We start from the raw sequence: 25,270 nt of genomic DNA on the forward strand, positions 1-25,270 counted from the left end.
TGCCCCGTGAAGGCCGAAATCCTAACAGAGCGCTCGTGCAAACGCTGCCGCTCGACGCGACAGCGCTCTACTAATCAATCACTTAGCCCTTGGTCGAGTAGGTTGTTTCGGTAAAGCGTGGTTGGATGCGGACAATAACAAGAACATAGGGTGACCTTCATGAAGACTTTACGCAGTATGTCGATCAGCCGTCGGCTGTGGCTCATCCTGGTGGTGGCGGTACTGATGCTGGTGACCCTGGGGCTGCTGATGCTGCGTCAGATCCACGGTGACCTGTACCAGGCAAAGGCCGAAAAGACCCGGCACGTGGTCGAAACCGCAGCCGGCGTGCTGGCCTATTACCAAGGGCTGGAAGCCAGCGGTACCCTTACCCGCGAGGCCGCCCAGCAACAGGCGCTGAGTGCGGTGCGCGGGTTGCGTTATGACCAGGACGACTACTTCTGGATCAACGACCTGGGCCCGAAGATGATCATGCACCCCATGAACCTCAAGCTCGAAGGCCAGGACCTCTCCGGCATTCGCGACCCGGACGGCTATGCGCTGTTCAACGAAATGGTCGCGTTGGCCAAGGCCCAGGGCGCCGGCAGCATCGACTACCGCTGGCCCAAGCCCGGTGCCAGCGAGCCGGTGGAAAAAACCTCGTACATCCAGCTGTTCAAACCCTGGGGCTGGGTGATCGGCTCTGGCGTGTACATCGACGACATGCACGCCGAGTTCGTGCGCCAGCTTCGCGACGCATCGCTGCTGGGGGTGGTCATCGCGGTGATAATGGCACTGGTGGTCATGCTGATCGCCCGCAGTATCACCCGCCCCTTGCAGGAAGCCGTGGATGCCATGGGCAACATCGCCAGCGGCGAAAGCGACCTGACCCGTCGCCTCGACACCCATGGGCAGGATGAAGTCACCCAGCTGGGCCTGCACTTCAACACCTTCACCGCCAAGCTGCAGCAGGTGGTGACCCAGTTGCAGGGCGCCGCCCAGGCCCTGGGCCATTCGGCCGGGGACGTAGGCAGCAACGCCGGCCAGGCGCACCAGCGCAGCGAACAACAGTCGCAGCAGATGGAACAGGTGGCCACCGCAATCAACGAGGTCAGTTATGCGGTGCAGGACGTGGCCAGGAACGCCGAGCACGCCTCCAGCGAGATGCAGGACGCCCAGCAGCGGGCCGAACAGGGCCGGCAAAGCATTCATGGCAGCCTGCTGAAAATCGACGAGCTGTCGGGCACCATCGACCAGGCGGTGCAGGTGATCCAGGCCCTGGCGGGCCAGAGCACGCGTATCGGCAGCGTGCTGGAGGTGATCCGTTCGATTGCCGAGCAGACCAACCTGCTGGCACTCAACGCCGCCATCGAGGCCGCGCGGGCGGGTGAACAGGGTCGCGGGTTCGCCGTGGTGGCCGACGAAGTGCGCCTGCTGGCGCAACGCACCCAGCAGTCGACGGCCGAGATCCAGCAGATGATCGAGCACCTTCAGGGCCAGTCCGAGGCTGCGGTCAAGGCGATCGATGCCAGCAGCCTGGCCTCGCGCGAGACGGTCGAACAGGCCAGCGAGGCCGGTGCCAGCCTGGATGCCATCAGCCAGGCACTGCACAACCTCAGCGCGCTGAATGCCTCGATTGCCAGTGCCACGCTGCAGCAGTCGCATGTGGTGGAAGAGATCAACCACAACGTCACCCAGACGGCCGAGCTGTCGCGTCAGACGGCCGTGGCGGCGCACCAGTCGAGCAGTGCCGGGGCCGCATTGAACCAGTTGAGCGAACAGCTGGGGCAGTTGCTGAGGCAGTTCCGGGTCTGACCGCAGCCTGCACCTCGCCGGCGGCCGACTTCTGCAAGGCTCGACATTGCCTCAGCAGGAGCCGGCCTTGGCGGCGAAGTGCTCACCCAAGGCTGGCACCTGACGTGCCACAAGGTACAATCGCCGCCCTGCCCCCCTTCAAGGAACGCCGATGTCCGGCCTGGAACTGTACGCTGCCGTGCTGGGCGTCATCGCTGTATGGCTCACGACCCGCCAGAACCCCTGGTGCTGGCCCATCGGCCTGCTGGTGGTGCTGCTCTACAGCTGGATCTTCTTCGACTTCAAGCTGTATTCGAACATGCTGCTGCAACTGGCGTTTGCCGTGTTCCAGCTCTATGGGTGGTGGCAGTGGACACGCCCCGGCGAGGATCGCCCGATCCGGCAGGTGACCTACCTGGGTACCGCGCCGCTGCTGTCGGGCCTGGGCGTGGGCCTGCTGGCCAGCCTGGCCCTCGGTGCGGCCATGGCGACCTGGACCGATGCTGCAGAGCCCTGGCTGGACGCCACCCTCACCGCCTTCAGCCTGGTGGCGCAGTTCTGGATGGCGCAAAAGCGCGTGCAATGCTGGCCGTTGTGGATGGTGCTGGACGTGATCTTCGTCGGCCTGTTCCTCTACAAAGGCATGTACATCACCGCCGCGCTGTATGCGCTGTTCACCCTGATCGCCCTGCAGGGCTGGCATAGCTGGCGACGTGACCCGGCCTTGGCCAGCCCATGAAGGTCCTGGTACTGGCGGGCCCGGAGTCCAGTGGCAAGAGCTGGCTGGGCGGCGAAATCCAGGCGCATTTCGGTGGCGAACTGGTAGGCGAGTACGTGCGCCACTTCATCGACGAGCAGCGACGCGACACCTGCTACGCCGACATCGACCCCATCGCCCGCGGGCAGCTGGTATGGGAGGATGCGGCCCGCGCGCGCCAGCCCGAGCTGCTGATACTCGATACGCACCTGCTGAGCAACATGCTGTGGAGCCGCGTACTGTTCAACGACTGCCCGGCGTGGCTGGAACAGGCGCTGCTGGCACGGCGCTACGACCTGCACCTGTTGCTCAGCCCCGCAGGCGTGCCCTGGGTCGGCGACGGCCAGCGCTGTCAGCCACGGCTGGAGGAGCGCCAGGCGTTCTTCGAGGCCAGCCGCCAATGGCTGCAACGGCATGGCCAACCCATGCAGGTCATCGAGGGCGATTGGGCATACCGCCAATCGACGGTACTGGCGGCCGTACAGGCACTGCTGGAAGGCAAGCCCCCGGCCTGCGCCACCGAGTGTTAACCCGGCGTTACACACCCGGCCACCTCAACCGCCGATCCAGAGCACTTGCGCCCAACACGCGGTGACGTGTTAAGCCAGTGATACACCCACCCTCGGGGCACGGCGGGCATCTGCGCTGCTGCAAGTCCTGCAAAAAGGACCAGCGGTTGTATCACCGGTGATACAGGTTTTCCGACCAGCCCCCGCCCCGTGCGCTATGCCCTTGATTCGCTGGCACAAAGCAAAAGCGGCACAGCTTCTGCTCTCCTTCTCGCAACGCTGATAGGGCCAGCGCACCGAAGAAGGAATCGCTGCCGTGGGGAATCACACCAACAAGCTGCTGAGTCTTTTCGTCATGGGCTGTGCGCTGGGCGCCAGCACCCTGAGCCTGCCGATACTGGCCGCCGGCGACGGCACCATCATCATCCAGCGCCAGGTTCAGCCGCGTTCGGCCGTTCGCCCGACCGGCACCCCCGACCCCCGCCCCATGACCGTCAATGCCAATCAGTCGCCACGCATCCTGAGCCAGACCAACGAGCTCAGCGATGGCGACTTTGCCGGTGTGGCCAGCGGTGCCAGTGTAAACCGGGTGTTGATGCCCGACGCGTCCGGCAACATCCGCGGCATGGGGGCGGTGCCCACCAGCCTGCCGGGCCTGCGTGGCGGCTCCGGCCCTGGCGCAGGGGGCGCCAACAGCATCTCCAATTCGGTCAACCAGAACGTGCAGCGTGGCCTTGCGCCGCTGCAGATCCTGACCGGGGGCCGTTGAGATGAACCACTCACTGCTGTTTCTGGCGCTGGCCTGCAGCGCGTCGGCCCTGGCGGCCCAACCGGTCAATGACAACGCCACCATCAACGCCAGCGGCCAGGGCTACAAGGGCAACGTGACCATCAACCAGGCGGCTGGCGACCAGCAGCAACAGAACAACAGCCGCGCCATCGCCATCAACCCCGATGCCACCGCCACCACCCAGGTGCGCCAGCGCATCGACACCCCTGCCAGCAGCGCGATCAATGCCCGCGCCAGCATCGGTGGCAACGCCTTCACCAACGGTAACGGGATGATTGGGATCAACCAGTCGGCCGGTGCCAACACACAACAAGTCAATGCCGTGCGGGTAAGCATCAGTGCCACCGCGCAGAGCATCGACGACAGCGTCCTCGACCAGCAGAACGTGGCGCTGTCAAACGGCTCAGGCTCGACAGGTCAAACCCCCGGCAGTCGCCAGGTCGCTACCAGCGATCAGGCCTTCACCGGCAGCCGTGGGGTGATCCAGTTGAACCAGAGCGCCGGGGTCGGGAACCGAATGGCCAACACCCTGAGCGTACGGGTTGCAGATTGACCCGAGCAGTTCACAACGCAGCACAACACAACACTTAACAACTAAAAACAATGCGGAGAAACACCATGAAACCCACAATGGCACTCAAGCCTCTGGTATTCGCACTCGCAGCGGTCATGGCAGTTGCTGCACAAGCGGGCGGAAACAACGGTGGTCACAACGGCGGACACAATGGCGGCAATAACGGCGGCAACAACAATTCCAGCGCGCTGCTCGCCCTGCTGGTAAACGCCGGCGCTGGCGCCACCGTGATCGATACCCAGGGCAATGGTGGTAACGGTGTGCTCAACGAGAACACCCGCAACAACGGCACCATGGACAACTCGGCAAACGGCTCTCAAGGCAACCTGGGCGCCAACGTGGCAGCCGGTGACGGCAACCAGCAAGACAACGTTGCCGCCATCGCCACCGCCGACGAACGCTTCATCTTCGGCAGTGCGGTTGCTGTTTCCAGCGCCACCCAGACCAACACCAGCAACATCGTCAACAACTTCTCTACCCAGAACAACGCCAATCTCACCAATTCGGCGAACAACAGCTCCGGCAACATCGGTGTCAACGTGACCGCCGGCGACTTCAACCAACAGAAAAACAACTTGGCAATCGCCGTGTCCGGCGGCCGTGTGGCCGTGGCCAGCGCAGCCGCCAACCAGTCCACCTCCGGCCTGAGCGTCAACAACAAGGCCGACCGTACCTACACCAAGGAAACCCTCGGTGGCGCCTTTGCCGCCTATGGCCAGTACGAAGGCGAAGGCCACGGCTACGTGGAACGCAAAGACGACAAACCCGGGCACAACGGTGGCTGGGATGATCGTGGCGGCAACAAACCACAGAAAGACAAGCTTACCTTCACCGAAGAAGGCAGCTTCGTACTCGGTGGCGTCTACACCTACCAGGTGCTCAAACCTACCGGCTGGGCCAACCCTGTGGTCAACAACGCCAACATGAGCAACTCGCTCAATGGCGTGTCGGGCAACGTGGGCGCCAACGTGTCGGCCGGCTCGGGCAACCAGCAGAGCAACTCGCTGTCCATCGCAGCAGGCTGCCGCGCCTGCCTGTAAGCTGAAAAAGGACGGGGCCCCCAGGGGCCCCTTTCCTGCCATCTACACGGTGCGAAGACCATGCGCATTGCCCTGCTTGCCGCATTGCTGTTTCTGGCCAGCCTGGCCGAGGCCGCACAGATGCCCATCGCTGCCCTGCCGGGCGGCAATGTCATTTACAAGCCCATCCAGAGCATTCGCGAACGACGCTTCGCCGACCTTGTACAACAGAAAACCGACTTCAGTTGCGGCGCCGCCGCCCTGGCCACCGTCCTCAAGCAAGCCTACTGGCTGGACGTCGACGAAGAACACATCATCGACGGCATGCTCGCCCACGCCGACCAGCAAGTGGTCAAGACCCAGGGCTTCTCCATGCTGGACATGAAGAAATACGTGGAAAGCATCGGCATGCGTGCCCGGGGCTATCGGATCCCGCCCGAGAGCCTGCAAAGCGTCACCATTCCGGTGGTGGTGCTGATGGACATTCGCGGCTACAAGCACTTCGTGGTGCTGCAACGCACCGAAAAGGACTGGGTGTACATCGGTGACCCGGTTCTGGGCCACAAACGCTACAAGTTCGATGATTTCGTCAAAGGCTGGAACGGCATCATCTTTGCCGTCATCGGCCCTGGCTATGACAAGGCCAACGCATTGCTCGACCCGCCACAACCCTTGACTGCAAAAAACAAGATCAACGGGTTCAGCCCGGTAGACGATGCGCAGTTGATGGATTTTGGTTTCATACAAAGTGATTTCTTCTAATCAGAAGGGGCATGAAGCTCCGGGGAGCACCCGATGAAGACTTCAACCTGGCTGGTTGCCGCCTGCCTGGCCGCCAGCTTGCCTGCCCATGCGCAGTTCAAGCCCATCGAGATCAAGGACCAGGAACTGTCCGAGCTGCGCGGACGCTATGTGATGCCAGGGCGCATCATCAGCTTTGGCGTGGTGATGAGCAGCACCTGGCAGAACGCCCGCGGCGACAGCATCGGCGCCACCGCCAGCATGCAAGTGCAGCAGTCCTCGTTCAAGCCGCAGTTCTATGTCTCGCTCGACACGCGCGATGGCAACGGCGCCCCGGTAACCCAGGGCAACGGTACCGTCACCGGCGGGGCCGGCCTTGGCACGACCCAGGGCGTTACCCAGTCGGTACGCGCGGCGGGCGACTACAACACGGCCTACAACAATGTCTCGATCAACGTGAAGGAAGCCAACAGTGCCCCGGCGGCGGGCCAGCCACAGGGTCAGTTGCTGGGTAGCGGGCAGACCATCACCGGCAGCAATGGCGCCGGCACGCTGAGCGTTTCCTCCACCGGCAAGGGCATCCAGCTGGGTATCCAGGCCAACAACAACCAGGGCAATACGGTGCAGCGCCTGGCCCAGGGCGGGCTGCTGCAGGCCACCACGCTCCTGGGCGGCAACAACGCCGTCAACAACATCACCCAGCTCAATGTGGTACTGCGCAACAACCTGCCTACTGCCGGGGCCTTGAACTGCAACCTGGATCAACTCAAGGGCCTTCGTATTTCCGGATATTGATCTACGCTCTGTCTCAATTCACCGCAGTTGGAAGGGACGGCTAACCCATGCATCGATCGTTTTCGTTGAAGGCAGTGGTCTGTGTGAGCACTCTGGCGTCTTCAGCGCTGCTGCAAGCGGCGCCAGATCCGCAAGTTGAGGCCCTGAAACAGGAGTTGCAGGCACTCAAGCAACGTTATGAATCCCAGCAGCAGGCACTGATGGTGCTCGAGCAGCGGGTCCGTCAGGTTGAAGATCAACCCGCGGCACCTCCTCAGCGCCTGACCCGCTCGCCAGCGGCCCCCACCCGGTCAGGCCAGGTGGCTACCGCATCCGGGGCGGCCCCCGGCACCGGCAGTTCCTACGGCGAAGCGCTCAAGGGCGACTCGGAACCTGCGCAGAGCGTGTCCAACCTGTACGACGAGGCCAGCGGCTTCTTCGGTGGCGGCAAGTTCAGCGTCGAGACCGGCATCACCTACGCCCGCTACGACACCCGCCAACTGATCCTCAACGGTTTCCTCGCGCTGGACTCGATTTTCCTGGGCAACATCAACCTGGACCGCATCAAGGCCGACAACTGGACCCTGGACCTGACTGCCCGCTACAACCTCGACCAGCGTTGGCAGTTCGATATCAACGCCCCCATCGTCTACCGCGAGTCCACCTACCAGTCCGGGGGCGCCGGCAACAACGCCCAGGGCGTGACCGAACAGACCGTCACCCGCGACCCGACCCTGGGGGATGTCAACTTCGGGGTGGCCTACAAGTTCCTCGACGAATCGGAAAACAGCCCCGATGCGGTGCTCACCCTGCGGGTCAAGGCGCCCACCGGCAAGGACCCGTTCGGCATCAAGCTGATCCAGGACCCGAACAACGACAGCCTCGCCTACCCCGAAGACCTGCCCACCGGCAACGGCGTATGGTCCATCAGCCCGGGCATCTCGCTGGTCAAGACGTTCGACCCGGCAGTACTGTTCGGCAGCCTGTCCTATACCCATACCCTGGAAGAGTCGTTCAGTGACGTCAGCTCCACGTCCGGGGTCAAGGTGCCGGGCAAGGTCAAGCTGGGCGACAGCTTCCAGATCGGCGCCGGTATCGCCTTTGCGCTGAACGAGAAGATGAGCATGTCGTTCTCGGTGTCCGACCTGATCGCGCGCAAATCCAAGATCAAGTCGGCCGAAACCGGCGACAGCTGGACCTCGGTGCCCAGCAGTGATGCCAACGCCGCCTATTTCAACGTGGGCATGACCCTGGCCGCCACCGACAACCTGACCATAGTGCCCAACCTGTCGATCGGCCTGACCGACGATGCGCCGGACTTCACCTTCAGCCTCAAATTCCCTTACTACTTCTGATCTGCGCCGACGCCATTCGCCAGCAAGGCTGGCTCCTACCTTCGGGTAGGAGCCAGCCTTGCTGGCGAATGGACGTAGCGTGGGATCTTCAGCGAATCTGATGCTTGTGCAGCAACCGGTAGAACGTAGGCCGCGACACCCCAAGCACCTTGGCCGCAATGCTGAGGTTGTCACTGTGACGATTGAGCACGTCACACAGCGCCTGGCGCTCGGCGCGGTGCTTGTAGTCTTCCAGGGTACCCATCGGCGTCATCTCGACCTGCGCGCCCTGCAACCCGAGGTCCTGGGCCTCGATCTGCCGCCCTTCGGCCAGCACCAGGCCGCGACGCACGCGGTTGGCCAGTTCGCGCACATTACCCGGCCAATCATGCTTGCCCATCGCCATCAGCGCGTCTTCGCTGAAGGTGCGCGGGCGCCGGCCGGTCTCCTGGCTGTAGAAACGCGAAAAGTGGCTGGCCAGCATCGACAGGTCGCCATGCCGGTCACGCAGCGGTGCTGTCACCACCTGCAGCACGTTGAGCCGGTAATACAGGTCTTCGCGAAAACGCCCGCTGGTGATCGCGCTCTCCAGGTCGACATGGGTGGCAGCCAGCACGCGCACGTCCACCGCAATCGGCTGGCTGCCGCCCACCCGTTCGATATGCTTTTCCTGCAGAAAACGCAGCAGGTTGGCCTGCAGTTCCAGCGGCAGGTCGCCGATCTCGTCGAGAAACAGCGTGCCGCCGTTGGCAGCCTCGATGCGCCCGACCTTGCGCTGGTGCGCGCCGGTGAAGGCGCCCTTTTCGTGGCCGAACAGCTCGGACTGGATCAGGTGTTCGGGAATCGCCCCGCAGTTGATCGCCACGAACGGTTTGTCGTGGCGCTGCGACTGCCGGTGCAGGGTGCGCGCCACCAGTTCCTTGCCGGTACCGCTCTCGCCTCGAATCAGCACCGGTGACTCGGTGGGCGCCAGCTTGCTCAGCAACTTGCGCAGTTCGCGGATCGGGCGGCTGTCACCCAGCAGTTCGTGCTCGGGCTCATCCACATGCAGGTTGCCCTTGCCGCGCAGGCGTGCCATGCCGAATGCGCGACCCAGGGTCACCTGCACGCGGGAGACATCGAATGGCAACGTATGGAAGTCAAAAAACCACTCGCACACAAAATCACCCACGTTCTGCGCGCGCAGCTCCTCGGCGCTGAGCACCGCGATCCACTCGGTACCGCTGCGGCTGATCAGGTCCTTGACCGCATCGGGGTGCTGCAGGTGGCTGGCGTGCAGGCGCAGCAACCCCACATCGCAAGGGTGCTCCAGGGCAGTGGCAAGGGTGCAGGTGCGCACGTCCCAACCTACGCTGCGCAGGCCTGGCAACAAGCGGTGGCAATCGTCACAAGGGTCAACGATCAGCAAGCGGCGGTTCGGTACCGGTTCCAGCATGACCTTTCCTTGGCGCCAATTATTGGAAATGTTAGTAGAAACAGCATGTTGTATGGCCCGTCTGTAACAGTAGCAACCAACGTCAGAATGCCCACTACCGTCCGTCTGCAAATACGGCCTTGCTTTCGGCTCGGTAGAATTTTCCTGTTAATTCAACGTCCCAGATGTTGCCAATGAATGCAGATTGTCAGCACCGATTAAAAAAACATTACTTGCAGTGTGACCTGACCCACTACTGCGTGCATCAGTACAAGTAACCTGCCGCAGGGAACACACCTTGCCGCAACTTTTTCAATGTTTGGGACCACAGAGAGACCGAACCCATGAACGCCCCGCTCCGTGTCAACGAAGCACTGCTGATTGCCGACCACGCCTTCGAACCTTTCCAGTGCGTCGCCTGGGATGTGCCTAACGGCACTGGCGAACTCAGCCTGGCGGTAATCGACCGGACCAGCACCCGTATCGGCAGCAAGCAAGTTCCAAGCAGCACCTATTCCGACCCGCAGCAATTGGCACACCTGATCGAGGAAGTGCGCGCCGAGTTGAGCCAGAAAGGTTATGACTTGCAGCCGTGGAGCATGCCGAAGTAACTTTCCGGCCTGCCCCGTTCATGCAAAAGTGCACCCACCGGGTGCACTTTTTTTGTTTGTGAAGTGTGCGCCGGCGGCTGCGGCAGTTGGCCGCAGTTTACGGCCCAAGTACTTGTTTCAACGCAAGTTGAACTGTTCCAGGTGTTGGTATTGCGCACCCAGTTCCAGCGCCATTTGCCTGGCGCGGCCCAGGCGAACCGGTGCGCTTTCCATGTCCACCAGCAGGCTGCTGCACGGCAGTGCCTCCAGCGCCGGCCAGGCCTTGAGCCGGCCATCGGTGAGGATCAGGCAGTGCTGCACCTCATTGGGGTAGCGCCGCTGGCGTTGGGTCAGCCATTGCCGGGCCTGCTGCAGTGCCTCGAGCAGTGGCGTGCCTCCGCCGGCGCCAAGCTCCGCCAGCCAGGGCTGCAGCGCAGCAGAGGCCTTCAGGCCGTGGCGCTGCCAGCGCGGTTCGCGGCCGCTGGCCGTTAGCAGGGCGAGCCTGGCGCGGGCCCGGTAGGCCTGGTCGAACAGTTCGGCCAGCAAACCCTTGGCCTTGCTCAATGCCTGGTAACGCCGGGTAGACGCCGACGCATCCACAATCACCAGCCAGAGCTGCGCCGGCGCTGCGGTGCGCTGCGCCCAGCACAGCTCGTCGCGCTGGCGCGGGCGGCCCTTGAGCAGGGTGGCAGGCCAGGCCACGCTGCCCTGCCCGGCTGCCCGGGCACGCCCGCGCGGGCCCCGGTCGAGCTTGCCTGCACGGGGCCTGGCATCCGCCGCCGGGTGCGAGCGCGGGCGGATGCTCAAGGCTTTTTTGGCCAGCGCGGTACCTCGCGCCGAGCGCCCACAGCCACCGGCTGGCCTGGCAGCTCACCCCACTGGCCACTGCCCTGGGGCTCGCTCGACGGGCTCGATTGCCCCTGGGGCTGAGCGTCGGGGCGAGGCGGTTGCTCGGCGGGCCGGTCATGGCGCCGATGGCGCAAGGCAAACTCTGCCACCGCCTCGATATCCTCGGCCTCGATGCCCGGTGCACTGCGCCAGGCCGCATGGGCACGGGCGGCACGCAACCAGACCAGGTCGGCGCGCAGGCCGTCGACCCCGGCCTCGAAGCAGCGCTGGGTGATCTGCGCCAGGGCCTGGTCATCCAGGGCAATCTGTTCCAGGCGTTCGCGTGCCTGCTGGCAGCGCTGGCGCAGCTCGGCCTGGGCATCGGCCCACTGCGCGCAGAACGCCTGCGGGTCGCTGTCGAAGTCCAGCCGGCGGCGGATGATCTGGCCTCGCGCCTCGGGCAGCGGCTGGCCCTGCAGGGCCACATTCAGGCCGAAACGGTCGAGCAACTGCGGACGCAGCTCGCCCTCCTCCGGGTTCATGGTGCCGATCAGCACGAAGCGCGCACTGTGCCGATGGGAAATGCCATCGCGCTCTACCCGGTTGGTGCCGCTGGCAGCCACATCCAGCAGCAGGTCGACCAGGTGATCGGGCAGCAGGTTGACCTCGTCGACGTACAGCACGCCGCCATCAGCCTTGGCCAGCACACCCGGCGAGAACTGCGCGCGGCCCTGCCCAAGCGCAGCATCCAGGTCCAGGGTGCCGACCAGGCGCTCCTCGGTGGCGCCCAGCGGCAAGGTCACGAAGGGCCCCTCGCCCAGCAGGTCGGCCAGGCCCCGGGCCAGGGTGCTCTTGGCCATGCCGCGCGGGCCTTCGATCAGCACGCCGCCGATCCTGGGGTCGATGGCCGTCAGGCACAGCGCCAGCTTCAGGTCGTGGGCGCCGACCACGGCGGCCAGCGGAAAATGTACGGGTTCGCTCATGTCTGGCTTATTCCTCTGCGTCCAGCAGTTGCTCTTCCAGGGCCTGGCGATACTCGCCCGGTGCCTGCCACAGCCCGCGCTGCTGGGCCTCCAGCAAACGTTCGGTGATGTCGCGCAGGGCCTCGGGGTTGTGCTGGCGGATAAACTCGCGGGTCGCGGCATCGAGCACATAGGCCTCGGCCAGCGACTGGTAATGATGATCGTCGATCAGGTGCGTGGTGGCATCGAAGGCGAACAGGTTGTCGACCGTCGCGGCCATCTCGAACGCGCCCTTGTAGCCATGGCGCTTGACCCCGTCGATCCACTTGGGGTTGAGCGCACGCGCACGGATCACCCGGTTCAGTTCTTCCTTGAGGGTGCGAATGCGCGGGCGATCCGGCTGGCTGTGATCGCCGTGGTAACTGGCAACGCCGGCGCCGGCCAGGCTTTCTGCCGCCGCGAGCATGCCGCCCTGGAACTGGTAGTAGTCATTGGAATCGAGCAGGTCGTGCTCATGGTTGTCCTGGTTCTGCAGCACCGCCTGCACCTGGCTCAGGCGCCGGGCAAAGGGTTCGCGCGCGGCGGTGCCGTCGTCCGAGGCGCCATAGGCATACGCGCCATGGTTGATGTAGACCTCGGCAAGGTCTTCACGGCTGTGCCACAGACGGCCGTCAATGGCGTTCTGCACCCCGGCGCCGTAGGCACCGGGCTTGGAGCCGAACACCCGCCAGCCCGCCTGGCGCTCGGCCTGCTCGGGGCTCAGACCAGCGGCCAGCAGTTCGGCACGCTCGCTGCGCACCTTGGCCGCCAGGGGGTTGAGGTCATCCGGCTCATCCAGTGCCGCCACGGCCTGCACCGCCGCGTCGAACAGCTTGATCAGGTTGCCGAACGCATCGCGGAAGAACCCCGAAACGCGCAGGGTCACGTCTACCCGTGGGCGATCCAGCAGGCTCACCGGCAGGATCTCGAAGTCGTCCACCCGCTGGCTGCCGCTGGCCCATACCGGTCGTACGCCGAGCAGGGCCATGGCCTGGGCGATGTCGTCGCCGCCGGTGCGCATGGTGGCCGTGCCCCATACCGACAGGCCGAGCTGGCGCAGGTGGTCGCCGTGGTCCTGCAGGTGGCGTTCCAGAATCAGGTTGGCCGAGGCGAAACCGATGCGCCATGCCGTGGCGGTGGGCAGGTTGCGCACATCCACGGTGTAGAAGTTGCGGCCGGTGGGCAGCACGTCCAGGCGCCCGCGGCTGGGCGCCCCGCTCGGCCCCGCCGGCACGAAACGCCCGTCCAGCGCCGCCAGCAGGCCCTGCATTTCGGCCGGGCCGCAGGCATCCAGCTGCGGCGCCACCTGGGCCCGCAGCGCCTGCAGCACGGCCTCGACGTCGGCGCTGTGCTGGTGGCTGGCCGGCGCCCCGTCGAGGGTCTGCTCGATCAGGCGGGCGGCATACAGTTCAAGCCGCTCGCGGGTGTCGCCGTTGGTCCGCCAGGCCTCGCTGCTCACCTGTGCCAGGCTCGGCGGCCGTGGCCCTTCCCAGGCAAGGCCCAGGTCGCAGTCCAGCGGGTCGAAGCCCAGCCCCAGGCCGCGGGCCAGGGCGCGCAGCAGGCTGGCATTGGGGCCGCGCCCATCACCACGTTCCACCCGCAGCAGGGCCAGCAGCGTGTCGATCCGCAGGCGACCGTCCGGCGATTGGCCGAACACATGCAGGCCGTCGCGAATCTGCGACTCCTTGAGGTCGCACAGATAGGTGTCCAGGCGCGGCAGCCACACCGCCGCATCGTCCAGCGCGCCTTCCAGTTGCAGCTCGCGGTCGATGTGGTTGTCGCGCACCAGGTTGAGGATGTCGCGCTGCAGTTCACGGGCCCGGCGCGGGTCCAGCAGTTGCGCCTCGTAGTACTCGTCGGCCAGCAGTTCCAGGTCGCGCAACGGCCCGTAGGTTTCGGCGCGGGTCAACGGCGGCATCAGGTGGTCGATGATCACCGCCTGGGTGCGGCGCTTGGCCTGTGCGCCCTCGCCCGGGTCGTTGACGATGAACGGGTAGATGTTCGGCAGCGGCCCCAGCAACGCGTCCGGCCAGCACCCGCCTGACAGGCCGACGCCCTTGCCCGGCAGCCACTCCAGGTTGCCGTGCTTGCCCACGTGGATCAGCGCATCGGCGGCATAGGCGTGGCGCAGCCAGAAGTAGAACGCCAGGTAGCCATGCGGCGGCACCAGGTCGGGGTCGTGGTACACCGCACTGGGGTCGACCTGATAACCGCGCGCCGGCTGGATACCGACGAAGGTCAGGCCAAGGCGCAGGCCGGCGACCATCATGCGCCCGCTGCGGAACATCGGGTCCTGCTCCGGCTCGCCCCAGCGCTCGCGCACCGCCTGCTGGTTGGCCTGGGGCAACAGGGCGAAGGCGGCGCGGTAATCGTCCAGCGCCATGCTCTGCGCACAAGGGCGCTGGTCGAGCGTGTCGAGGTCGTTGCTGACCCCGCCGAGCAGGGCCTGGATCAGCGCCGTGCCACTGTCTGGCAACGGCCCCACCGGGTAGCCCTGGGCCTGCATGGCGCGCAGGATGTTGAGCGCCGCCGCCGGGGTGTCCAGCCCCACACCGTTGCCGATGCGCCCGTCGCGGGTCGGGTAGTTGGCCAGAATCAGCGCAACGCGTTTTTGCGGGTTGCCCAGGCGCGCCAGCTCGCACCAGCGCCGGGCCAGTTCCGCAACAAAATCCATGCGCTCCAGGTGCGGCTTGTAGCACACCACGTCCGACTGGCTGCGTTCGCTGCGCCAGGCCAGGTCCTTGAAGCTGATCGGTCGGCTGATGATGCGTCCGTCCAGTTCCGGCAGGGCAATGTGCATGGCCAGGTCGCGGGCCCCCAGGCCCTGTTCGCTGGCCTCCCAGGCCGGCTGGTTGTCCTGTGCGCAGATGGCCTGCAGCACCGGGATGTCGCGCCGGAACGGGCGCAAATGCGGCTGCTGCGGGCTGGACTGGGCGAAGCCTGTGGTGTTGATGATCAGGGCCGCGTCGACCTGGTCCAGCCATTGCTCGACCTGGTCCAGGCAGGCTGCCTCCTTGAGGCTGGCCACGGCAATCGGCAGCGGGTTGAGCCCCGCGCCTTGCAGACGCTCGCAAAACGCATCGATGAACCCCGTGTTGGCGGCCTGCAGGTGCGAGCGGTAGAAGATGATCGGCGTCACGGGCTGGCCGGGCTGCCACAGGGCACGCCAGCTGTCCACGCTCGCCTGGGGGTGTTGCGGGTGATAGACACTGGTGCGCGGCAACTGCTGCGGCTCGTCCCAGTGGTAGTCGCGGCCCAGCCATTGGCTGGCCAGGCACTGGAACAGGTTCAGCGCATTGGCCTTGCCGCCCTGGCGCAGGTAGTGCCACAACCGTTCGGCCTGGGCAGGGGGCACCGTGCTCAGGCTGGTCAGCTCAGGGTCCGGGCGGTCGTCGCCCGGCACCAGGATCAGTTGCACGCCCCGCCCCGCCAGCGCCACCAGTTGCTCCACGCCATAGCGCCAGTAACCGATGCCGCCGTGCAGCGACACCAGGATGACCTTGGCATGGCGCAGCACTTCGTCCACATACAGGTCGACCGAAGCATGGTTCTGCACCTGCATCGGGTTGGCCAGGCGCAGGCTGGGGTAGTCGTCCGGCAACTGCTGGGCGGTTTCGGCCAGCAGTGCCAGGTGCGAATCACCGCTGCAGAGAATCACCAGGTCGGCGGGGGTCTGGCCGAGGTCGGCGATGCTGTCGTCCGGCACAAAGCCGCCGGGCTGGGTCCGCAGCAGGTGCATGGGTCAGGCGCCCAGTGCGGCGCGCAGGCTGGCTTCGAGTTGCACGGCGTCAAGGTCCTGGCCGATCAGCACCAGGCGCGTGGTACGTGGCTCGTCGCTGCGCCAGGCGCGGTCGAAGTGCTTGTCGAAGCGCGTACCCACGCCCTGCACCAGCAGACGCATCGGCTTGCCCGGAATGGCCGCGAAGCCCTTCACGCGCAGGATGCCGTGCTGCACCACCAGTTGGGTCAGGGCATCGAGCAGCAGGCTTTCGTCAGCCTGGGGCAACTCGATGGAGATGGAGTCGAAGGCATCATGGTCGTGATCGTCGTGGTCGTCATCGCCGTCATGGTGCGAATCGTGGTGGGTACGACGCGCGTCGATGTGCTGCTCGGACTCGGCACCCAGGCCCAGCAATACGTCCAACGGCAGGCGGCCGCTGCTGGCCTCCACCACCTTGACCGCAGGCGGCAGTTCCTCGGCCACCTCGGCGCGCACCCTGGCCAGGTCGTCGGCAGCGATCAGGTCAGCCTTGTTCAGCACCACCAGGTCGGCGCTGGCCAGCTGGTCGGCAAACAGTTCGTGCAGTGGGGACTCGTGGTCCAGGTTCGGGTCGAGCTTGCGCTGGGCGTCCACCTGGTCGGGGTAGGCAGCGAAGGTGCCGGCGGCCACGGCCGGGCTGTCGACCACGGTGATCACCGCATCGACTGTGCAGGCGTTGCGGATTTCCGGCCACTGGAAGGCTTGCACCAGCGGCTTGGGCAGCGCCAGGCCGCTGGTTTCGATGAGGATATGGTCCAGGTCGCCACGGCGCGCCACCAGCTCGCGCATCACCGGGAAGAACTCTTCCTGAACGGTGCAGCACAGGCAGCCGTTGGCCAGCTCGTAGACGCGCCCGCTGGCTTCTTCCTCGGTGCAGCCGATGCTGCACTGCTTGAGGATCTCGCCATCGATGCCCAGCTCGCCGAACTCGTTGACGATCACCGCGATGCGGCGGCCCTGGGCGTTGTCGAGCATGTGCCGCAGCAAGGTGGTCTTGCCCGAGCCGAGGAAGCCGGTAACGATGGTGACGGGGAGTTTGGCCAGTGTTTTCATGGGGGTGCCCTTGGCAGGATGGCGGGCATGCAGGACGAGAGCCGCAGGAGCCTTGCTGCCTGAGCGCATTCGCCACCGGATCACCCCGCCCGGTTGAAAGTCGGAAACTGTTCGAGGCAGGTCTCCTGGCTCGCGCTGTGCCGGCACGCCTGCCGGCAGCATCGACGCCTTCCCGCCCGGGGCAGTGGCACGGCCGATGCCGTTAACGCTTACAGTTGCGGGGGCAGCCACGGCTTGAACCGTATTCCCGTCTTAGCTGCAGCCAGGGCCGCAGAACCTCGAAGCGGCTAGGCTACGCAGTGGTCCGGGGCAGGTCAACCGCTGTATTGACGGATGCCGGCGCGCATGATTTGCTAGCCGCATTCGTTCGGGTGCCTTTTTACAAGGTGAAACGGGAAACCGGTGCGTCAGCCGCTTCTGCAAAGAAGCAGCGACAAATCCGGTGCTGCCCCCGCAACGGTAAGCGAGGAAAGCGTCTTTACCACTGTGCCAGCTGTGCGGCATGGGAAGGTGACGCCCTCAGGCTGAGCATGCTGCCAGCCCTCGCAAGCCCGGAGACCGGCCCGATACAGTCATGACAAACCCGCGGTGGGCGGGCGCTGTTGAACCCCTGGGCGAGCCTCGCGCAGGGGTTGGCCGCGCTTGCCTGTTGCCGATAGCCCCGACGACACGACAACAGCAAAAAGGAACGCGCCATGCCCATCAGTACCGCCAGCCAGCCCCTCGTCACCCCCACTACCCTCAGCCAGCGCCTGGCCGTCGCCATCGGTGCCTCGCTGCTGGGCCTTTGCCTGGTCTACTTCGCCGGCTTCTCGCACATCGAGGCGGTGCACAACGCTGCCCACGATACCCGCCACAGCGCCGCGTTCCCTTGCCATTGAGACCTGCCCCGATGATCAAGCGCATTGCCCGCACCGCAGGCTTTACCGGCCTGCTCGCCGCCCTGCTGCTGACCCTGCTGCAAAGCTTCTGGGTCGCACCGCTGATTCTGCAGGCCGAAACCTACGAGAACCCGGCACCGGCCGCCCAAGCCCATGAGCATGCCGACGCCGCGGGTGAAGGCCACCACCACGATGCCGAGGCCTGGTCGCCTGAAGACGGCTGGCAGCGCGTGCTGTCGACCACCGGTGGCAACCTGGTGGTGGCGGTCGGCTTTGCCCTGATCCTGGCTGCGCTGTACACCCTGCGTGCGCCGGGCCGTACCGCCACCGGCGCAGCCTGGGGGCTTGCCGGGTTCGCGGTATTCTGCCTGGCGCCCACCCTCGGGCTGCCGCCAGAGCTGCCGGGCACTGCCGCCGCAGACCTGGCGCAGCGTCAACTGTGGTGGGTGGGCGCCGCGGCTGCCACTGCTGCCGGCCTGGCCCTGATCGTGTTTGCCCACAACTGGCTGCTCAAGGCACTGGGTGTGGCATTGCTGGTTGTTCCGCACGTGATCGGTGCGCCGCAGCCGGAGGTGCACGAGAGCCTGGCGCCGCAAGCACTGGAGGCGCAGTTCAAGGTGGCGTCGCTGTTGACCAATGCCGCGTTCTGGCTGGCCCTGGGCCTGCTCAGTGCCTGGCTGTACCGTCGCCAGCCAGCCTGATGCAGTTGTATGCCGGGCTGGGCTGTCGTCGCGGCTGCCCGGCCCGCGAACTGGCCGCCCTGCTCCAGCAGACCCTGTTCGCCCATCACCTGCCCGCCTCTGCCCTCGCCGGGCTGGCCAGCATCGACCTCAAGGCCGACGAACCCGGCCTGCATGAACTGGCCAGGCAACTGGGGTTGCCGCTGGTGTTCTTTTCGGCCGCGCAACTGGCCCCCTTCGAAAGCCGCCTGAGCCACCGTTCGCCCACGGCGTTCGCCCTCAGCGGCTGCCATGGGGTGGCCGAAAGCGCCGCGCTGGCCCTGGCCGAGCAACGCGGCGGCGCCAATGCCGCACTGCGCCTGCCACGCACCGTGCAAGGCGCCGCCACCCTGGCATTGGCCTGGGCCCCGCCGTTTGACGGATAATGCCGCGCAATCTTTCCAAGGATTCATCATGACCGTCTATTTCATCGGTGCCGGCCCGGGCGACCCCGAGCTGATCACCGTCAAGGGCCAGCGCCTGATCCACAGCTGCCCGGTGATCATCTATGCCGGCTCGCTGGTGCCCGCCGCCGTGCTCGAAGGCCACCGCGCCGAAACCGTGATCAACAGCGCCGAACTGCACCTGGGGCAGATCATCGAGCTGATGCGCACGGCCCACGCCAACGGCCAGGATGTGGCCCGCGTACACAGCGGCGACCCTGGGCTGTACGGTGCGATCGGCGAACAGATCCGCCACCTGCGTGAACTGGGTATCCCGTTCCAGATCATCCCCGGCGTGACCGCCGTGGCTGCCAGTGCCGCCCTGCTCGAATGCGAGCTGACCCTGCCGGACATCGCCCAGAGCGTGATCCTGACGCGCTACGGCGATACCTCGCCGATGCCGCCGGGCGAATCGCTGGGGAGCCTGGCCAGCCACCAGGCAACCCTGGCCATTCACCTGGGGGTCAAGCACCTGGCCAGAATCGTCGAGGAACTGCGCCCGCATTACGGCAGCGACTGCCCGATCGCCGTGGTGCACCGCGCCACCTGGCCAGATCAGGATTGGGTGCTGGGCAGCCTGGACGACATCGTGCAACGGGTGCAGGCCAAGGGCTTTCGACGCACCGCACTGATCCTGGTGGGCCGGGTATTGGGCAGCGATACCTTCAGCGAGTCGGCGCTCTACCGCGCCGGGCATGCGCACCTGTACCGACCTTGACGGCCATTGACGGCGGCCCTCCCGGCCCGATGCCCGGCGCGTTCCCATGGGCGCGCCTGCCAATTCAACAGCCCCTGCAGGCGACAACCGGCCCAGACGATAGGAAATCGGCTACAGAACTTTCGAGCGCCTTGTAAGAAAAATCCTCTAATCGAACTGATTTCTTCCTCACTTCTATACTGGACGTACTCCTGCTGAGCGTTTCCACGTATCTTGGCCGCCTTGCCAGAGCCTGGGCAGGCGTCGCCCCGAACGGTTCGGGGCCTGGATCACCTCTCTGACAAGGAGTTGCGCGATGCCCAAAGTCTTGATCGTTGATGACCACACCACCATCCTCTTCGCCATCCGCACCCTGCTGGAGCGCGATGGCTACAACATCGTCGGTGAAGCCCGAGACGGCGCCAGTGCCGTCGAACTGGCGCGCAAGCTGCAGCCTGACGTGGTGATCCTCGATCTGGGGCTGCCACGCCTGGATGGCCTGAGCGTGCTGGAGCGGCTCAGCCAGTTGACCAACCCGCCACGTATCCTGGTACTGACCGGCCGCCCACCCCGGCTGTTCGCCCGCCGTTGCATCGAGTCCGGTGCTTCGGCATTCGTGCGCAAGGACGAAGACCTCGATATCCTGAGCGCCGCCCTCAAGGCCGTGCTCAACGGTTACTCCTACCTGCCCGATGCGTCACGCTTCAATGACCGGTCAAGCTCGGAACTCCAGCGCCTGGACAAGCTGTCCAACCGTGAGTTCGAGGTGCTGCGCCAGTTGGCCAAGGGCGCCAGCAACGGCGAAATCGCTACGGCGATGATCCTCAGCGCCAAGACCATCAGCACCTACAAGACCCGCATCATGGAAAAGCTCGGGGTGGTATCGCTGGTTGAGTTGATCGATGTGGCCAACCGCAACGCACTGACCTGAGCCGCCCATGACCAAGCGTTGCCTGCCTGCCCTGCTGCTCGCCTGCCTGGTGCAGTGGCTGGCGATAAGCGCCATGGCACAGGAGCCGGGGGTTGCCCGGCAACTGCTCGGGCGCTCGGTCAGCAGCAGTGCGCCACCCTCGCTGACCCTCGCCGAACGTCGGTGGCTCAAGCACAAGCAGGTGCTGCGCCTGGGCACCTCGGCGCCGGACTACCCGCCCTTCGACATCAATGTGAGCCAGCACGACTATGAAGGGGTCAGCGCCGACTTCGCCGGCCTGATCGGCGAGCAGTTGAAGATCCCGGTGCAGGTGCTGCAGTTCCCGAACCGTATCCAGGCCATCGCCGCCCTGCACAGTGGCCAGATCGACCTGCTGGGCAGCGCCAACGGCTACGAAGCCGCCGACAGCGCACTGGTGATGAGCCAGCCCTACGCCGACGACCAGCCGATCATCGCAACCCCCGTCGGCGTGACCCATGACCCTGACGACCCGCTCGACGGGCTGACGCTGTCGATGGTCGAACACTACCTGCCACCGTCGCTGGTACGCCAGCTCTACCCCCGGGCGAACCTGCAACTGTACGCCTCGACCATGTCGGCCCTGTCGGCGGTGGCACTGGGCCAGGCCGATGCATTCATCGGCGACGCGATCAGTTCCGACTACCTGATCGGCAAGAACTACCGCGAAAGCCTGCAGATCTCCCACTACGTCAAACCCCAGCGCTCTTCCTTCGGCTTTGCCCTGGTGCGCGAGAACACCGCGTTGCTGGACCTGGTGAACAAGGCATTGGGCAGCATCACCGACAGCGACCGGCTGAACGTGATGCGCCGCTGGACCAGCGGCGTGAGCAGCATCCTGCTCAACCGGGCGGACATCGCGCTGACCGACGAAGAGCGACACTGGATCGCGCAGCATCCCAGCGTGCGCGTGGTCATCAACAAGTACTTCGCGCCCCTGAGCTTCTTCGACGAAAACCAGCACTTTCGCGGCATCACCGCCGACGTGCTGGCGCAGATCAGCCTGCGCAGCGGGCTGAAGTTCCAGATCATCGAGACCGACTCGGTGCCCACCATGATCAGCATGGTCGAACAGGGCGAAGCCGAGGTCGTCGGCGCGCTCAACTATGGTGAGCAGCGCGCCAGAACCCTGGCCTTCACCCGGCCCTACCTGGCCAACCCGCGGGTGCTGGTGACCAGCGTGCGCGATACATCGATCCGCCACCCCGACCAGCTCGACGGCAAGCGCCTGGCGATCATTCGCGGTACACCGGTGAGCGCCGAACTGCGCCAGCGCTATCCCGCCATCAGCCTGATCGAAGTCGACGACCCGCTGGCACTGATGGAGTACGTGGCCCAGGGCCGCGCGGACGCGGCGCTCAGTTCGCAGATCAACGCCGCCTACTTCATCAGCCGCATGTTCAAGGACCGCCTGCGCATCGCCACCCTGCTGGACGACACCCCGGCCCTCGCCGCCTTCGCCACCGAACGTTCTTCGCCACTGCATGCGATATTGGAAAAATCCCTGCTCAGCATCCCGCCCGAGCAGATGACCCAGCTGGTCAATCGCTGGCGCATCAACGCCCTGATCAGCGACACGCCCTGGCGCAACTACCGCTCGCTGGTGCTGCAGATTCTGGGCATCGCGGTAGCGCTGGTGCTTGCCATAGCGTTGTGGAACCGTTACCTGCGCAAGCTGATGCAGCAACGCGCCGAGGCCGAGCAGGCCCTGCAACTGCAGCTGCGCATCAGCGAACACCTGCTCGAAGAGCTGCATGTGGCCAAGGAACAGGCCGACAGCGCCAACCACGCCAAGAGCACCTTCCTGACCACCATGAGCCACGAGATCCGCACCCCCATGAATGCGGTGATCGGCCTGCTCGAGCTTGCCCTGAAGGATGCCGCACAGGGCCGCACCGACGAGCACTCCCTGCAGGTGGCATTCGATTCGGCCAGCAGCCTGCTGGAGCTGATCGGCGACGTGCTGGACATCGCCCGCATCGAATCCGGACACATGAGCCTGGCGCCACAACCCACCGACCTGGGTGCGCTGGTACGCAGCACCGTGCAGGTGTTCGAAAGCAGCGCCCGTCTCAAGGACATCAGCCTGACCCAGGACCTGCAGCCCCCCGCCGCCCTGGTGGAGATCGACCCGCTGCGTTTTCGCCAGATCCTGTCCAACCTGCTGGGCAATGCCATCAAGTTCACCGAGCGCGGCGGCGTCAACGTGCGCCTGCAGTGCCAGCCCACACCGTGCGGCAAGCAGGTGCACATGCACCTGGCCGTCGAGGACAGCGGCATCGGCATCAGCCAGCCGGACCAGCAGCGCCTGTTCCACCCCTTCATCCAGGCCGGCAGCCAGCCGGCTCGCCAGGGCACCGGCCTGGGCCTGGTGATCAGCCGGACCCTGTGCGAACTGATGCAGGGCAGCCTGGAGCTGCACAGCACCCCGGGCCATGGCACCCAGGTCACGGTCAGCCTGCCGCTGATGCTGGCCAGCACTGCCAGTCAACCCGAGGAACCGGCCCAGGAGCCAACGGCGCAGGCCAGCCAGCGGCTGAACATCCTGGTGGTCGACGACTACCCCGCCAACCTCATGCTGCTGGAAAAGCAGCTGAGCGTGCTGGGCCATCGGGTGACCCAGGCCAGCGACGGCGCGGGCGGCCTGCAAGCCTGGCAGGCCGGGCGCTTCGACGCCGTGATCACCGACTGCAACATGCCCGGCATGGACGGCCACCAGCTGGCGCGCGAGATTCGTGCCCAGGAAGCCCAGGCGAATCGCCCGCCCTGCCTGATCCTGGGCCTGACCGCCAACGCCCAGGCCGACGAACGCGAGCGCTGCCTGGCGTCGGGCATGGATGACTGCCTGTTCAAGCCGATCGGCCTGGGCGCCTTGAGCCGTCACCTGTCGGGGGTGGATACCCCCGAGCCGCAGGCGCCACCCGAGCCCCGCGCCGAGGACAACAGCGGTTTCAACATCGACAACCTCAAGCACCTGACCCTGGGTGACCCACGGCTGATCAAGCGTCTGCTGACGGAGCTGGAGCGCAGCAGCGCCGAAGACCTCGAGGCGTTGCGTGCACTGGGCTCAGGCGCGAGTCGACAGCAACTGCGCAGCCTGTCGCACCGCATCAAGGGCGGCGCCAAGATGCTCAAGGCCCATGGCCTGGTGGGGCACTGCGATGCGCTGGAGCAGGCCTGTACCGGCAAGGCCCCGGACAAGGCCATCGAGGCGTTGCTGGCGGCACTGGAACAGAGCCTGAAGGATCTGCATGAACACCTGCAGCGATCCATTGCCGCCGGCTGAGATGAGGCTCAGTGCAGTTGCAGGGTCGAGTTGATCTGGCTGATGGCGTCCACCACGTGCTGCGAACCCTGCTGGATTTCCAGGATCACTTCCCCCGCCTCATTGGCCAGTTCCACCCCCAGCCCGGTGCGGCTGAGGCTCGACTGCATGCTGGCCACCGCATTGAGTGAAAGGTCGTGGTTCTGGCGCACCACATCGACGATCTCCAGGGTCGCCTTGCTGGTGCGTGCCGCCAGGCTGCGCACCTCGTCGGCCACCACGGCAAAGCCGCGGCCGTGCTCACCTGCCCGCGCCGCCTCGATGGCGGCGTTCAGGGCCAGCAGGTTGGTCTGGTCGGCAATGCTGCGGATGGTCTGCACGATCTGCCCGATCAGTTCCGACTGCTTGCTCACCGCATCGATGCTGCGGGCTGCGGCATTGAGCTCGCGGGAGATCTCCTCGATCACCTGCACCGTATGCTGCACCACCTCCGAGCCCTTGCGCGCGCAGGCATCGTTCTGCACCGAGGTGGCGTGGGCCGCTTCGGCCGCCGTCTGCTGGGTACACACCTGGTGGGTGATGTCGCTGGCGAACTTGACCACCTTGTACAGGCGACCACGGGTATCGAAGATCGGGTTGTAGGAAGCTTCCAGGTACACCATCTGCCCGAGTTTGTTCTTGCGCTCGAAACGATGGGAATGGTACTCGCCGCGATTGAGCGAGGCCCAGAATGCCTTGTAGGCGCTCGACTCGCTTTCGCTGCGGTGGCAGAACAGGCTGTGGTGCTGGCCAATGACCTCCTCGGCCCGGTAATGCATGGTCTTGAGGAAGTTCTCGTTGGCACGGATCACATTGCCTTCGGGGGTGAACTCGACCATCGCCATGGAACGGCTGATGGCATTGATCAGGCTGTCGCTCTCATGCTCCTCGACCACCCGCCGGGTGATGTCGGAGGCGACCTTGATCACGCTGGTGACCTGCTGGTTGGCGCCGAACACCGGCATGTAGCTGGCCTCCAGCCACACATCGTGCCCGGCCTTGTCGCGCCGCAGAAAGGTACCGCTGTGGGCCTCGCCCCGCGCCAGGTCGCGCCACAGGGTGCGGTACTCATCGCTCTTGACGTAGTCGGGCTCGCAGAAAATGCGGTGGTGCTTGCCGATGATCTCCTCGGCGGCATAGCCCAGGGTGGAGCAGAAACGCTCGTTGGCTTCGAGAATCACCCCGTCGGGGCTGAACTCGATCATGGCCATCGAGCGACCTATGGCCGCAAGCTTGGCATTGGAGTGGTGTAACGCTTGGGTGCAACGCTCGATTTCAGCCAGGTCAGACTTGCGATGGGCGTTAAACATTGGTTACCACTCCATTGGCGGTTTTTGCTCAGCATAGATGCACTTCTGTA

The 25,270-nt window shown here is 65.4% G+C and carries 22 protein-coding genes, 1 pseudogene and 2 riboswitches; of the genes and pseudogenes, 16 read left to right on the forward strand and 7 right to left on the reverse strand.

Annotated elements, in window-relative coordinates; translation table 11 throughout:
• Positions 1-159 precede the first annotated feature (159 nt).
• The 9 genes from NP552_RS01800 (at position 160) to NP552_RS01840 (ending at position 8,292) form a co-directional block, all read left to right on the forward strand.
• Entirely contained in the window at positions 160-1,794 is a 1,635-nt protein-coding gene (locus tag NP552_RS01800) for a methyl-accepting chemotaxis protein (RefSeq protein ID WP_274096337.1), read from the forward strand.
• A gap of 151 nt (positions 1,795-1,945) precedes the next feature.
• Complete coding sequence (pnuC, locus tag NP552_RS01805) at positions 1,946-2,512, forward strand: nicotinamide riboside transporter PnuC (RefSeq protein ID WP_043861465.1); 567 nt, start codon at positions 1,946-1,948, stop codon at positions 2,510-2,512.
• On the forward strand, positions 2,509-3,060 hold the full coding sequence (locus NP552_RS01810) for an AAA family ATPase (protein WP_054914561.1): 552 nt from the start codon (positions 2,509-2,511) through the stop codon (positions 3,058-3,060). Before pnuC ends, NP552_RS01810 begins: the two co-directional genes overlap by 4 nt.
• A gap of 295 nt (positions 3,061-3,355) precedes the next feature.
• Positions 3,356-3,808, forward strand: coding sequence for a hypothetical protein (locus NP552_RS01815; RefSeq protein ID WP_373870424.1), 453 nt, complete (start codon positions 3,356-3,358; stop codon positions 3,806-3,808).
• Position 3,809: 1 nt separating this feature from the next.
• Entirely contained in the window at positions 3,810-4,382 is a 573-nt protein-coding gene (locus tag NP552_RS01820; protein ID WP_058540149.1) for a hypothetical protein, read from the forward strand.
• 65 nt (positions 4,383-4,447) lie between these two features.
• Positions 4,448-5,443, forward strand: a complete 996-nt coding sequence (locus NP552_RS01825; RefSeq protein ID WP_043861462.1) for a hypothetical protein — start codon at positions 4,448-4,450, stop codon at positions 5,441-5,443.
• A gap of 60 nt (positions 5,444-5,503) precedes the next feature.
• Positions 5,504-6,184 (forward strand): C39 family peptidase, encoded by a 681-nt coding sequence (locus tag NP552_RS01830; protein ID WP_043861461.1) that lies wholly within the window; start codon positions 5,504-5,506, stop codon positions 6,182-6,184.
• A 33-nt stretch (positions 6,185-6,217) separates the two neighbouring features.
• On the forward strand, positions 6,218-6,958 hold the full coding sequence (locus tag NP552_RS01835) for a hypothetical protein (RefSeq protein WP_058540148.1): 741 nt from the start codon (positions 6,218-6,220) through the stop codon (positions 6,956-6,958).
• A gap of 47 nt (positions 6,959-7,005) precedes the next feature.
• Complete coding sequence (locus NP552_RS01840) at positions 7,006-8,292, forward strand: hypothetical protein (protein ID WP_043861459.1); 1,287 nt, start codon at positions 7,006-7,008, stop codon at positions 8,290-8,292.
• A gap of 88 nt (positions 8,293-8,380) precedes the next feature.
• Here the strand turns inward: NP552_RS01840 and NP552_RS01845 are convergent, their stop codons facing one another.
• Positions 8,381-9,706 carry a sigma-54 dependent transcriptional regulator gene (locus NP552_RS01845; RefSeq protein WP_043861458.1) on the reverse strand — a complete coding sequence of 442 codons (1,326 nt, stop codon included), beginning with the start codon at positions 9,704-9,706 and terminating at the stop codon, positions 8,381-8,383.
• A 323-nt stretch (positions 9,707-10,029) separates the two neighbouring features.
• On the opposite strand from NP552_RS01845, the gene NP552_RS01850 reads away from it, so the two are divergent.
• Positions 10,030-10,296 carry a hypothetical protein gene (locus NP552_RS01850; protein ID WP_054914565.1) on the forward strand — a complete coding sequence of 89 codons (267 nt, stop codon included), beginning with the start codon at positions 10,030-10,032 and terminating at the stop codon, positions 10,294-10,296.
• A 117-nt stretch (positions 10,297-10,413) separates the two neighbouring features.
• On the opposite strand, the gene NP552_RS01855 is transcribed toward NP552_RS01850, so the two are convergent.
• From NP552_RS01855 to cobW, 4 genes are all read right to left on the reverse strand, one after another.
• Complete coding sequence (locus NP552_RS01855) at positions 10,414-10,977, reverse strand: vWA domain-containing protein (protein WP_058540516.1); 564 nt, start codon at positions 10,975-10,977, stop codon at positions 10,414-10,416.
• A gap of 101 nt (positions 10,978-11,078) precedes the next feature.
• Positions 11,079-12,086: an ATP-binding protein gene (locus NP552_RS01860; protein WP_043861456.1), complete on the reverse strand. Its 1,008-nt coding sequence runs from the start codon at positions 12,084-12,086 to the stop codon at positions 11,079-11,081.
• A 7-nt stretch (positions 12,087-12,093) separates the two neighbouring features.
• Complete coding sequence (gene cobN / locus NP552_RS01865; protein WP_274096338.1) at positions 12,094-15,843, reverse strand: cobaltochelatase subunit CobN; 3,750 nt, start codon at positions 15,841-15,843, stop codon at positions 12,094-12,096.
• Between the two features lie 3 nt (positions 15,844-15,846).
• Positions 15,847-16,917 carry a cobalamin biosynthesis protein CobW gene (gene cobW, locus NP552_RS01870; RefSeq protein ID WP_043861454.1) on the reverse strand — a complete coding sequence of 357 codons (1,071 nt, stop codon included), beginning with the start codon at positions 16,915-16,917 and terminating at the stop codon, positions 15,847-15,849.
• A 98-nt stretch (positions 16,918-17,015) separates the two neighbouring features.
• Positions 17,016-17,213: riboswitch (cobalamin riboswitch) on the reverse strand.
• A gap of 56 nt (positions 17,214-17,269) precedes the next feature.
• Positions 17,270-17,498: riboswitch (cobalamin riboswitch) on the forward strand.
• Positions 17,499-17,612: 114 nt separating this feature from the next.
• Between cobW and NP552_RS01875 the strand changes: the two genes are divergently transcribed.
• The 6 genes from NP552_RS01875 (at position 17,613) to NP552_RS01900 (ending at position 23,892) form a co-directional block, all read left to right on the forward strand.
• Complete coding sequence (locus NP552_RS01875; protein ID WP_043861453.1) at positions 17,613-17,798, forward strand: CbtB domain-containing protein; 186 nt, start codon at positions 17,613-17,615, stop codon at positions 17,796-17,798.
• 11 nt (positions 17,799-17,809) lie between these two features.
• Complete coding sequence (locus NP552_RS01880) at positions 17,810-18,499, forward strand: CbtA family protein (protein WP_274096339.1); 690 nt, start codon at positions 17,810-17,812, stop codon at positions 18,497-18,499.
• Positions 18,499-18,903: a cobalamin biosynthesis protein gene (locus NP552_RS01885; protein ID WP_054914569.1), complete on the forward strand. Its 405-nt coding sequence runs from the start codon at positions 18,499-18,501 to the stop codon at positions 18,901-18,903. The genes NP552_RS01880 and NP552_RS01885 overlap by 1 nt, the downstream gene beginning before the upstream one ends.
• Before the next feature lie 28 nt (positions 18,904-18,931).
• Positions 18,932-19,678 (forward strand): precorrin-4 C(11)-methyltransferase, encoded by a 747-nt coding sequence (cobM, locus tag NP552_RS01890; RefSeq protein ID WP_043861450.1) that lies wholly within the window; start codon positions 18,932-18,934, stop codon positions 19,676-19,678.
• Between the two features lie 295 nt (positions 19,679-19,973).
• On the forward strand, positions 19,974-20,588 hold the full coding sequence (locus tag NP552_RS01895) for a response regulator transcription factor (protein ID WP_043861449.1): 615 nt from the start codon (positions 19,974-19,976) through the stop codon (positions 20,586-20,588).
• Between the two features lie 7 nt (positions 20,589-20,595).
• Complete coding sequence (locus tag NP552_RS01900; RefSeq protein WP_274096340.1) at positions 20,596-23,892, forward strand: transporter substrate-binding domain-containing protein; 3,297 nt, start codon at positions 20,596-20,598, stop codon at positions 23,890-23,892.
• 8 nt (positions 23,893-23,900) lie between these two features.
• On the opposite strand, the gene NP552_RS25975 is transcribed toward NP552_RS01900, so the two are convergent.
• A complete protein-coding gene (locus NP552_RS25975; protein WP_373870429.1) occupies positions 23,901-24,440 on the reverse strand; it encodes a methyl-accepting chemotaxis protein in 540 nt (179 codons plus the stop codon).
• A pseudogene (locus tag NP552_RS25980) lies at positions 24,438-25,220 on the reverse strand (PAS domain-containing protein); the annotation flags it as partial. The gene NP552_RS25975 and the pseudogene NP552_RS25980, both read right to left, overlap by 3 nt.
• Positions 25,221-25,270: the final 50 nt, after the last annotated feature.

The organism is Pseudomonas sp. 8209 (assembly GCF_028682105.1).
In the GTDB taxonomy this organism is placed as follows: domain Bacteria; phylum Pseudomonadota; class Gammaproteobacteria; order Pseudomonadales; family Pseudomonadaceae; genus Aquipseudomonas; species Aquipseudomonas palmensis.

Excerpts from the sequence above, each read along its gene's own strand:
- NP552_RS01860 (WP_043861456.1), bottom strand. The coding sequence starts at position 12,086 with ATGAGCGAACCCGTACATTTTCCGCTGGCCGCCGTGGTCGGCGCCCAC.
- NP552_RS01900 (WP_274096340.1), top strand. The coding sequence starts at position 20,596 with ATGACCAAGCGTTGCCTGCCTGCCCTGCTGCTCGCCTGCCTGGTGCAG.
- NP552_RS01835 (WP_058540148.1), top strand. The coding sequence starts at position 6,218 with ATGAAGACTTCAACCTGGCTGGTTGCCGCCTGCCTGGCCGCCAGCTTG.
- cobM (WP_043861450.1), top strand. The coding sequence starts at position 18,932 with ATGACCGTCTATTTCATCGGTGCCGGCCCGGGCGACCCCGAGCTGATC.
- NP552_RS01850 (WP_054914565.1), top strand. The coding sequence starts at position 10,030 with ATGAACGCCCCGCTCCGTGTCAACGAAGCACTGCTGATTGCCGACCAC.
- NP552_RS01800 (WP_274096337.1), top strand. The coding sequence starts at position 160 with ATGAAGACTTTACGCAGTATGTCGATCAGCCGTCGGCTGTGGCTCATC.
- NP552_RS01830 (WP_043861461.1), top strand. The coding sequence starts at position 5,504 with ATGCGCATTGCCCTGCTTGCCGCATTGCTGTTTCTGGCCAGCCTGGCC.
- cobN (WP_274096338.1), bottom strand. The coding sequence starts at position 15,843 with ATGCACCTGCTGCGGACCCAGCCCGGCGGCTTTGTGCCGGACGACAGC.
- NP552_RS01845 (WP_043861458.1), bottom strand. The coding sequence starts at position 9,706 with ATGCTGGAACCGGTACCGAACCGCCGCTTGCTGATCGTTGACCCTTGT.
- NP552_RS01825 (WP_043861462.1), top strand. The coding sequence starts at position 4,448 with ATGAAACCCACAATGGCACTCAAGCCTCTGGTATTCGCACTCGCAGCG.
- NP552_RS01880 (WP_274096339.1), top strand. The coding sequence starts at position 17,810 with ATGATCAAGCGCATTGCCCGCACCGCAGGCTTTACCGGCCTGCTCGCC.
- cobW (WP_043861454.1), bottom strand. The coding sequence starts at position 16,917 with ATGAAAACACTGGCCAAACTCCCCGTCACCATCGTTACCGGCTTCCTC.
- NP552_RS01895 (WP_043861449.1), top strand. The coding sequence starts at position 19,974 with ATGCCCAAAGTCTTGATCGTTGATGACCACACCACCATCCTCTTCGCC.
- NP552_RS01820 (WP_058540149.1), top strand. The coding sequence starts at position 3,810 with ATGAACCACTCACTGCTGTTTCTGGCGCTGGCCTGCAGCGCGTCGGCC.
- NP552_RS01885 (WP_054914569.1), top strand. The coding sequence starts at position 18,499 with ATGCAGTTGTATGCCGGGCTGGGCTGTCGTCGCGGCTGCCCGGCCCGC.
- NP552_RS01810 (WP_054914561.1), top strand. The coding sequence starts at position 2,509 with ATGAAGGTCCTGGTACTGGCGGGCCCGGAGTCCAGTGGCAAGAGCTGG.
- NP552_RS01875 (WP_043861453.1), top strand. The coding sequence starts at position 17,613 with ATGCCCATCAGTACCGCCAGCCAGCCCCTCGTCACCCCCACTACCCTC.
- pnuC (WP_043861465.1), top strand. The coding sequence starts at position 1,946 with ATGTCCGGCCTGGAACTGTACGCTGCCGTGCTGGGCGTCATCGCTGTA.
- NP552_RS01840 (WP_043861459.1), top strand. The coding sequence starts at position 7,006 with ATGCATCGATCGTTTTCGTTGAAGGCAGTGGTCTGTGTGAGCACTCTG.